The following is a 9,128-nucleotide window of genomic DNA, read 5'->3' as shown; positions in this document are numbered from 1 at the left end:
GCGACGTGCCGCCCGGCTGACGCTCGTGGCGTCCGTCGTCTTCTACAGCTGCCGTTACGGTGCCGGCAGTTCGGTGCTCGCCACCTACGGTCTGTTCGGCACGATCGCCGCCGGGGCGTTCGCGCAGCTGCCCGGTCCCGCGCCGCAACGGGCGCGGATCCTGGTCATCTCGCTGCCGGCGGTCTGGGCGCTGATCGCGGCGGGTTCCCTGTTGGCCTGGAGCACGTGGGCGGCGGCCGGCGGAATGCTGGTCATCGGGTTCGTCGTGGCGTTCGGCGGGGTCGGCAACCCGCGCCTGGTGGGGTGGGCCAGCGCGTTCCAGCTCTTCTACATCCTTGCGTCCTTCCCGCCGTACCAGCCGGACACGCTGCCGCAACGTCTCGGCGGCGTCACGCTCGCCATCGTGCTGCTCGCCGCGGCCGAGGTGCTGCTCTGGCCCGACCCGGTGCCGGTCTCCTACCCGCAGCGACTCGCCGAGGCGGCCGACGGCGTCGCGGCGTTCCTCGACAGCGCCGCCGGCGCGCTGACCGAGCCGCACCCGGACCACGCCGGCCGGAACGCGCGACGCCAGCGGGCGTACGACGTCGTCGGCCCGCTTGATCTGGCCCGTAACCCTCCGGCGTGGGCGCCCACCGCGGCGGGCGCTCAGGACCGTGCGTTACGGATCTGCGCGGCGGCGTTGCGGGAGGTGCTGGCCAAGGCGGACCGGTTGGCGGCGGACGTCCCACCGGAACCGATCCCGGACCTGGCGGCGGCGCGACTGCTGCGCGTCGGCGCGGACACGACCCGGGCGGCCGGTCGTAGCCTGACCGCGGGCGGAGCACCAGTGGACCTCGATGGTCTGGACGCCGTGGTTGGGCGGGCCGAGGCGGCGGTGGGCGAGGGCGACGGTCAGCCACCGGACGTGCCCCGGTTGTGCCGGGACGCGACGGCGCTGGCCCTCGCCGACCAGGTACGGGTCTTCGCTGTCGGCACCCGACTGGCCACCGGGTCGCGACTCGACGGCGTGGATGCCCCGCCGGGTCTGTTCGACTACGCGGGGCACAACGAGTGGACGCTGTACTGGCGGCAGTTCCGCTCCCACCTGGCGCCCCGCTCGGCCCACCTGCACAGCTCGCTGAGGCTGGCCGTCGCCTTGGCCGTCGCCCGGGTGGCCGCCGGGCTGCTGCAGCTCACGCACGGCTTCTGGGTGCTGTTGGCGACGCTCACGGTCCTGCGCACCTCGGCCGCTGACACCCGCTCCGCGCTGCGGCCCTCGGTGCTGGGCACCATCGCCGGCGCCCTCGTCAGCGGCGCCGTGATGCTCGTCGTCGACCTGCCGATCGTCTACGCCGTCGTCCTGCCGGTCACCCTGATCCTGGCCTTCGGCGTCGGACGCCTGCTCGGTCCGGTCTGGCAGCAGGCGCTGTTCACGGTGCTGCTGACCGTCGTCTTCGCCCAGCTCGACCCGCAAGGGTGGCGGCTCGCCGAGGCGCGGCTCGTCGACGTGCTGCTCGGCGCGGTGATCGGCGTGCTGGCCGGTGTGGCCATGTGGCCCCGTGGGGCGAGCCACGACCTGCGGCACAACGCCGTCCGTTACCTCGCGGCCAGCGCGGACGCGGTCGAGCAGACCGTCGAGGCGGTGCTCGGCGATGCTCCGTCACCGCAGCGTGCCATCGACCGGGTACGCCGTCGGATGGTTCTGATCGACTCGTCGTACTGCCAGTACCACTCCGAGCGGCACGACCCGCACCGGCAGCAGGTCAACTGGGACGCCGTCCTGAGCGCCGGACATCACGTGGTGCCCGGCGTCGGGTCACTGCTGCGGCGTAACCCACCCGGCTGTCTCGCCGGCTGGCCCGCGGCTGCGGCGTTGCTGCGCGACGCCGTCGCACATCTGCGCTCGGCGTACGACGAGTTGGCCGAGGAGGTGACCCATGGCCGGTCGTCGGGCCCGGGGCCTGCACCGATCACCTGTGTCGACGAGCTGGACCGGGTCCGGCCACTGCTCGGCGAGGTCGATCCGCAGGCGGTCCGGCACCTGGTCGAGGTCGACAGGTGGCTCGCCGCCCTCGCCGACACCCTCGCCCTCGCCCGGGTCCGACCTGAGACTCCGGGCGAGCCGACCGGCAAGCCCTGACCTGCCGACTCACTGCGGCAGGCCGCCGATCGCCGATTGGCCGTGCCTGTCGCACACCGGTCCGCCTACCGTCAAGGTCATGGAGATCGAGCAGGCGCAGCAGTTGTGGAAGCCGGAGCCCGGTTGGTTGAACACCGCCTCCTACGGGCTGCCGCCCGAGCCGGCGTGGACGGCGTTGCAGGAGGCGCTCGCCCAGTGGCGGGTCGGCAGCAGCTCCTGGGAGGGCTGGGGTGACTCGGTGCAGCGCTCCCGTACCGCGTTCGCCGGCCTGATCGGCGTGCCGGAGGGCGACGTGGCGGTCGGCGCCTCCGTCTCGCAGATGCTCGCGCCGGTCGCTGGGGCGTTGCCCGCCGGGACGACAGTGGTGGTCCCGGACGTCGAGTTCACCTCGAACCTGTTCCCCTGGCTCGTCCAGGAGGAGCGTGGCATCTCGGTCCGCGTGGTGCCGTTGGAGTCGCTCGTCGACGCCATCGACGCGGACACCGACCTGGTCGCGTTCAGCCTGGTGCAGTCGGCCGACGGTGCGGTCGCCGCGTACGACGACATCGTGGCCGCGGCCCGCGCGTACGACGCGTTGGTGGTGGTGGACGCGACCCAGGCGTGCGGCTGGCTGCCCTTCGACGGGAGCCGGGCCGACGTGGTGACGGTGGGCGGCTACAAGTGGCTGATGAACCCGCGCGGGACCGCGTTCACCTACCTGGCTCCGGCGCTGCGCGAACGACTGCGCCCCGACGCCGCCGGCTGGTACGCGGGCCACGACCCGCACGCCTCCTACTACGGCCCGCCGTTGCGGCTGGCCGACGACGCCCGCCGGTTCGACATCTCACCGGCCTGGTTCAGCTGGGTGGGGGCGGCACCTGCCCTGGAGTTGGTCGCCGAGATCGGCGTGCCGGCGATCCAGGCGCACGACGTGGCGTTGGCCAATCGGTTCCGGACCGGGCTCGGCCAGCCGCCGGGGGAGAGCGCCATCGTCAGCGTGGACGTGCCGGACGCGGAGCGGCGTCTGGCGGAGGCCGGCATCCGGGCGGCGGTGCGCGCCGGACGGGTCCGGGCCTCGTTCCACATCTACTCCACCGAGGCCGACGTGGACGCGGCCCTGGCGGCGTTGACCGGCTGATCCCGCTTGTGGGGACGGCCGACTCGACGGTCGGCCGTCCCCAGTGTGTCAGGAGCAGCGGTTCCTCAGGAGCAGCGATACGTCAGGAGCAGCGGTCGAAGGTCGCGGCGGCGTAGGAGAGCGGCTGCCACTCCAGATTGATGCCGATGCTCATGTCCCACCGGCCGTCGGCGAGGCGACCGAAGTGGACGATTTCGCTGCCCGCGCCGTCGTAGTAGTACCATCCCTCGCCTTCGTACACGGCGAGTCGGGTGGCCGCCTTGGCCAGGGTCTTCGGGCCGACGACGCCGTCGGCGACGAGACCTCGCGCGGTCTGCCACTTCTTCGTGGCGGCCGTCGTCACCGGCCCGAACTGGCAGTCCACGTCCGAGTAGGCGAGGTAACCGTCCGCCCACAGGATCATCTGCCACATGGCGACCACGTTGCTGTACGAGCGGGTCGACGCGGAGATGGGGCCCTCGTCGTTCCAGTCGTCGGTCCAGGTGCCGGAACCCGCGACGTAGCCCTGGCTGACACTCGCGGACGCCGGCGCGGCCGCGGTGACGACGGCGCCGAACGTGGCGACGGCCATCGCCAGCGCGGCGGCCTTGATGAGTCGGTGCATGAGCGTTCCCCCTCTGATCCCCTGGTGGGTGTCATAGGGGTAGATGACCGTCAGACCCTCGTGGTTCACGAGCAGCCGACTGCTCCGGCTGCTCCGCGTCGAAACCCCGCCAAGATCCGCGCAACATCAGGGATCTAGGTGTCTCCCGCGTGTCGGAGACAGCAACATCCGGGAAGTTGCGCGGATCTTGGCGTGGGCGTGGGCGTGGGCGTGGGCGTGGGCGTGGGCGTGGGCGTGGGCGTGGCGGTGGGGCCCTAGGCCAGGTGACCGCCGATCTTCGTGTAGCCGCGCAGCAGGTCCCGGGAGATGATCAGCCGCTGCATCTCGTCGGTGCCCTCGAAGATCCGGTAGAGCCGGACCTGCCGGTACCAGCGCTCGATGGGCAGCTCACGCGTGTAGCCCATGCCGCCGTGGATCTGGAGCACCCGGTCGACCACCCGGTTGACCATGCCGGCGCCGTAGAGCTTGCCCATCGACGAGGCGTGCCGGGGGTCGAGGCCCTGGTCGACCGTCCACGCGGAACGCAGCACCAGCCAGCGGGCCGCCTCCAGCTCAGTCTCCGAGTCGGCGATCATCCACTGGATGGCCTGGTTGGCGCCGATCTTCGTGCCGAAGGTCTCCCGGGTGTTGGCGTAGTCGATCGCCATTTGCAGCACCCGCTCGGCGATGCCGATGGCGTGCGACGGGATGGTGTAGCGGCCCTTGCCGATCCACTCCATGCCCAGCGTGAAGCCCTGCCCGATCTCGCCGAGAATGTTGCGGTGCGGCACGCGTACGCCGTCGAAGATGAGCGACGCCGGCCCGCCCTCGCCCATGGTCTGGATGAACTCCGAGCGCCACCCCATCGACCGGTCCACCAGGAACGCGGTCGCCCCGCCGTTGCGGGCGCCCTTCTCCCGGTCGGTCACCGCGACCACGATGGCGAAGTCGGCGTCGTGGCCGCCGGTGATGAAGGTCTTCTCGCCGTCGAGGATCCAGTCGTCGCCGTCCCGGCGGGCGGACAGCCGGATGTTGGCGGCGTCCGAGCCGGCACCGGGCTCGGTGATCGCGAAACAGGAACGCCGCTCGCCCTCGATGGTCGGGATGAGGAACTCCTGCTTCTGCTCCTCGGTGGCGTGGAACAGGATGTTGTCCGCCTCGCCGCCGAAGCGGAACGGCACGAACGTGTGGCCCAGCTCCGTCCAGATCAACGACTGGAGCACCGCCGGCAGGTCCATTCCGCCGTACTCTTCCGGGGTGGCCAGGCCCCAGAAGCCGAACTTGCGCGCCTTGAGTTGCAGCTCACGCACCTCGGAGTGGTCCAGGCCCGGCTGGTGTGCCCGCTCCCGGCGGAGCACCTCCACCTCCAGAGGCATCACCTCGCGGCGGATGAACGATCGGACGGTGTCCCGTACCGCCCGCTCCTCGTCGGTGAGCGAAAAGTCCACGGTGGTCCTCCTGGCGTCGGCGCAGCCGGTCACCCATTAAACTAGCGGTGCAAGTTTTGCCGCGTCCAGACCCGACGGCCGAGACCTCAAGGAGCGCAGTGCCCCGACCCCGCCAGCCCCGGCTCACCCGGCAGCTGATCGTCGAGACCGCCACCGCGCTCATCGACGCCGAGGGCCTGCCCGCGTTCTCCACCCGCCGGCTCGCCGCCGAGCTGGGCGTCCGCGGGCCCTCGCTCTACAACCACTTCGCCACGAAGGACGAGATCCTCGACGCGGTCGCCGACACGGTGACCGGCGCCGTCGACACCGGAGGCTTCACCGGCCGGGACTGGGTCGCCGCGCTGCGCGACTGGGCCTGGTCGTACCGGCGGGCGCTCACCGCCCACCCGAACATCGTGCCGTACCTGGCGCAGGGGCCCGGTCGGCGACCGGCCGCACTGGCCATGGCCGACGCGGTCTACGGCGGCCTGGTCCGTGCCGGCTGGCCTCCCGCCCGGGCCACCCACATCGGCGCCGCGCTGCGGTACTTCGTGGCCGGGTCGGCCCTCGGCTCGTTCGCCCGGGGTTTCGTGGAGGACCCGGAGCTGTACGCCGCGCACTACCCGCACCTGCGCGACGCGCACCGGCTCGCCGAGCACCAGCAGAGCGTGGACGAGGGCGCCTTCGCCCTCGGCCTGGACGCCCTGCTGCACGGGTTGGCCGCCGAGTACGCCCGCACCGTGGATCCCGTCCGTACCGCCGGCGCGGTGGAGTCCACACGGCCCAACGGGTAGCGTCCAAACTCCCAGCGCTAGTTTCATCGCCCATCGCGACCCCGTCGCCATCGCCGGTCGCCCGCCCCCGAAGGGACGACATGGACCTCGCCGCCCCGCCATCGCCGCTGCCCGACGCCCTGCGCCTCCGGCGCCACCTGCACCTCGGCGGCGAATGGACATCCCCCGCCGACGTCGAGCTGATCGACGTGGAGAACCCGAGCACCGGCGAGCTGGTCGGCCAGGTGCCGGCCGGCACCCCGGCCGACGTGGACGTGGCCGTGGCCGCGGCCCGCGCCGCGTTCCCCGGTTGGTCGGCGACCGCCCCCGCCGAGCGCTCCGCGCACCTGGACCGGCTGCACGCCGCGCTCGCCTCGCGCGCCGACGACCTCGCCCGCACCATCGCCGTGGAGTTGGGCGCACCGCTCAAGCTCGCCACCCGGGTGCAGGTCGGGCTGCCGCTGACCGTCCTGCGCGACCACGTCGCGCTCGCCGCCCGCGCGCCGGTCGAGGAGAGCATCGGCAACTCCCTCGTCGTCCGCGAGCCGATCGGCGTGGTCGGCGCGATCACCCCGTGGAACTACCCCCTGCACCAGGTGATGGCGAAACTGGCCCCCGCGCTCGCCGCCGGCTGCACTGTGGTGCTGAAGCCCAGTGAGGTGACCCCGCTGACCGCGTACCTGCTTTTCGACGCGGTCAGCGAGGCCGGGCTGCCGCCGGGGGTGCTCAACCTGGTCACCGGCACCGGGCCGGTGGTCGGTGAGGCGCTGGCCGGGCATCCCGACGTCGACCTGGTGTCGTTCACCGGCTCCACTGCCACCGGCGCCCGGATCATGCGCCTCGCCGCCGACCGGATCGCCCGGGTCGCGCTCGAGTTGGGCGGCAAGTCCGCCAATGTGATCCTTCCCGACGCCGACCTGGGCACCGCGGTCAAGGTGGGCGTCGGCAACGCCCTGCTCAACTCCGGCCAGACCTGCACCGCGTGGACCCGGATGCTGGTGCACCGCGACCGGTACGACGAGGCGCTCGACCTGATCGCCACGGCGGTCGCCGGCTACCGGCTCGGTGACCCGTTCGACCCGACCACCCGCCTCGGGCCGCTGGTCTCCGCCGCCCAGGCGGACCGGGTGCGCGGCCACATCGATCGGGCTCTGGCCGACGGCGCACGGCTGGTCGTCGGTGGCCCGGACGCCCCGGTGCCGCCACAGGGGCACTTCGTCGCGCCGACCGTCTTCGCCGACGTGCACCCCGACAGCGCACTCGCCCAGGAGGAGGTCTTCGGCCCGGTGCTCGCCGTCACCCCGTTCACCGACACCGACGAGGCGGTAGCCATCGCCAACAACTCCAGGTACGGGCTGGCCGGCGCGGTCTGGTCCGCCGACACCGACGCGGCGCTCGCGGTGGCCCGTCGGCTGCGCACCGGGGCGGTGGACATCAACGGCGCGCCGTTCAACCCGCTCGCCCCGTTCGGTGGCTACAAGCAGTCCGGGCTCGGCCGGGAGTTGGGCGTGCACGGGCTCGCCGAGTTCTGCGAGCTGAAGGCGATCCAGCGATGAGCGGCCCGGAGACGTCCCCGGCCGCGTCGGTCACCGTTCGCGCGCTGGTCGCGCGGGGCTCCGGCGCCGAGCTGCGGATCGAGCAGGTACGCCTGCCCGCTCCCGGCCCCGGCGAGGTCCGGGTGAAGATCACCGCCGCCGGGGTCTGCCACTCCGACCTGTCGATGGCCAACGGCACCCTCGCCGCGAGGTTCCCGCTGGTGCTCGGACATGAGGCGACCGGAGTGGTGGCCGCGACCGGGCCGGGCGTGGAGCTGGCCGTCGGCACCCCGGTGGTCCTCAACTGGGCGCCGGCCTGCCGGGCCTGCTGGTGGTGCCGACGTGGCGAGCCGTGGCTCTGCGCCGCCACCACGGCCCCGACCGTGCCCCGCGGCGAGACCGACGACGGCGTACCGCTGCACCTGACCCTCGGCCTCGGCGCGCTCGCCGAGGCGGTGGTGGTGCCCGAACGCGCCGTCATCCCGATCCCGGCCGGGTTGCCGCCCGCGCAGGCCGCCCTGCTCGGCTGTGCTGTGCTCACGGGCGTCGGCGCGGTCGGCAACACGGCCCGGGTGGCACCTGGTGAGAGTGTGGCAGTGGTCGGGCTCGGTGGGGTCGGCCTCGCCGTCCTGGCCGCCGCCCGCCGGGCCGGTGCCACCACGATCCTCGCCGTCGACGTCGCCGAGGCCAAGCGCGACCTCGCGCTCGCCGCAGGCGCGACCGACTTCCTGCTCTCCGACGACCGGCTCTCCAAGGAGATCCGGGCCCGCACCGAAGGCCGGGGCGTCGACCACGCGTTCGAGTGCGTCGGCCGGGCCGCCACCATCCGCGCCGCCTGGCGGCTCACCCGGCGCGGGGGAGCGGTGACGGTGGTCGGCATGGGCGCCAAGGACGACATGGTCAGCCTCGGCGCGCTGGACATCTTCCACTCCGCCCGTACCCTGCGCTCCTCGGTCTACGGCTCGTCCGACCCGGACCGGGAGGTGCCGGTGCTGGCCGCCGCCCTCGCCGACGGCGCGCTGGATCTGCGTGTGCTGGTCAGCGGCACGATCCCGCTGGACGAGGCACCCATGGCGTTCGATCGGCTGGCGCGGGGCGAGGGCGCTCGCTGGGTGGTCACACTGGACTGAGCGTCCGGCCGAAACCGGGTCGTGGGTCTGCGTGGCGGCTGTTAGCGTCGCGGCATGTTCGCCACCGAGCGGGTCCGACTGCGCCCGCCCACTCCCGACGACGCGCCGAACATGTTCCGTCTGTACGGGGATCCCGAGTTGCACCTGGTCACCGACGGCGAGCCGTTCCTGCCGCCGCACGTCGGCCAGATCCGGGCCCGGCTGGAGAAGAAGGTCACCGACCCGCCCGACGGCCAGGCCAATGTGTCGCTGGTGGCGGAGACCGTGGCCGACGGCACGTTCCTCGGTGGCAGCGTGCTGTGGGGGATCAGCGCGTTCAACCAGTACGCCCACCTCGGCATCTCACTGCTGCCCGAGGCACGTGGCCAGGGGTACGGGACCGACGTGATCCGGCTGCTCTGCCGGTACGGCTTCCGCAACCGCAACCTGCGTCGTCTGGAGTTG

The 9,128-nt window shown here is 72.8% G+C and carries 8 protein-coding genes; 6 read left to right on the top strand and 2 right to left on the bottom strand.

Features of this window, described 5'->3' with window-relative positions; translation table 11 throughout:
- A partial coding sequence (locus ACWCO3_RS26205) for an FUSC family protein (RefSeq protein WP_450012541.1) occupies nt 1-2,119 on the top strand: 2,119 nt, incomplete at its 5' end.
- 79 nt (nt 2,120-2,198) lie between these two features.
- The gene (locus ACWCO3_RS26200; protein WP_145783869.1) at nt 2,199-3,236 is read left to right on the top strand and encodes an aminotransferase class V-fold PLP-dependent enzyme; all 1,038 of its coding nucleotides are present in this window, start codon (nt 2,199-2,201) and stop codon (nt 3,234-3,236) included.
- 82 nt (nt 3,237-3,318) lie between these two features.
- Here ACWCO3_RS26200 and ACWCO3_RS26195 read toward each other — a convergent pair whose 3' ends face one another.
- Entirely contained in the window at nt 3,319-3,840 is a 522-nt protein-coding gene (locus ACWCO3_RS26195; protein WP_450012539.1) for a peptidoglycan-binding domain-containing protein, read from the bottom strand.
- A 254-nt stretch (nt 3,841-4,094) separates the two neighbouring features.
- A complete protein-coding gene (locus ACWCO3_RS26190; protein WP_450012537.1) occupies nt 4,095-5,267 on the bottom strand; it encodes an acyl-CoA dehydrogenase family protein in 1,173 nt (390 codons plus the stop codon).
- A gap of 98 nt (nt 5,268-5,365) precedes the next feature.
- Here ACWCO3_RS26190 and ACWCO3_RS26185 point away from each other — a divergent pair, with 98 nt between their 5' ends.
- The 4 genes from ACWCO3_RS26185 to ACWCO3_RS26170 all read left to right on the top strand — a co-directional run.
- A complete protein-coding gene (locus ACWCO3_RS26185) occupies nt 5,366-6,040 on the top strand; it encodes a TetR/AcrR family transcriptional regulator (protein ID WP_357932508.1) in 675 nt (224 codons plus the stop codon).
- An 80-nt stretch (nt 6,041-6,120) separates the two neighbouring features.
- Nucleotides 6,121-7,575 carry an aldehyde dehydrogenase family protein gene (locus tag ACWCO3_RS26180; protein ID WP_450012535.1) on the top strand — a complete coding sequence of 485 codons (1,455 nt, stop codon included), beginning with the start codon at nt 6,121-6,123 and terminating at the stop codon, nt 7,573-7,575.
- Nucleotides 7,572-8,684 (top strand): alcohol dehydrogenase catalytic domain-containing protein, encoded by a 1,113-nt coding sequence (locus ACWCO3_RS26175; RefSeq protein WP_145783861.1) that lies wholly within the window; start codon nt 7,572-7,574, stop codon nt 8,682-8,684. Before ACWCO3_RS26180 ends, ACWCO3_RS26175 begins: the two co-directional genes overlap by 4 nt.
- A gap of 54 nt (nt 8,685-8,738) precedes the next feature.
- Nucleotides 8,739-9,128, top strand: a 390-nt coding sequence (locus tag ACWCO3_RS26170) for a GNAT family N-acetyltransferase (protein WP_450012533.1), incomplete at its 3' end; no start/stop codon positions are given.

The organism is Micromonospora sp. NPDC002411 (assembly GCF_053592955.1).
Note: the sequence above shows the minus strand (reverse complement) of the source record. Positions and strands in the feature narration are given on the sequence as shown.

Coding starts and splice junctions, on each gene's coding strand:
- ACWCO3_RS26200 (WP_145783869.1), top strand. CDS start 2,199: ATGGAGATCGAGCAGGCGCAGCAGTTGTGGAAGCCGGAGCCCGGTTGG.
- ACWCO3_RS26195 (WP_450012539.1), bottom strand. CDS start 3,840: ATGCACCGACTCATCAAGGCCGCCGCGCTGGCGATGGCCGTCGCCACG.
- ACWCO3_RS26180 (WP_450012535.1), top strand. CDS start 6,121: ATGGACCTCGCCGCCCCGCCATCGCCGCTGCCCGACGCCCTGCGCCTC.
- ACWCO3_RS26175 (WP_145783861.1), top strand. CDS start 7,572: ATGAGCGGCCCGGAGACGTCCCCGGCCGCGTCGGTCACCGTTCGCGCG.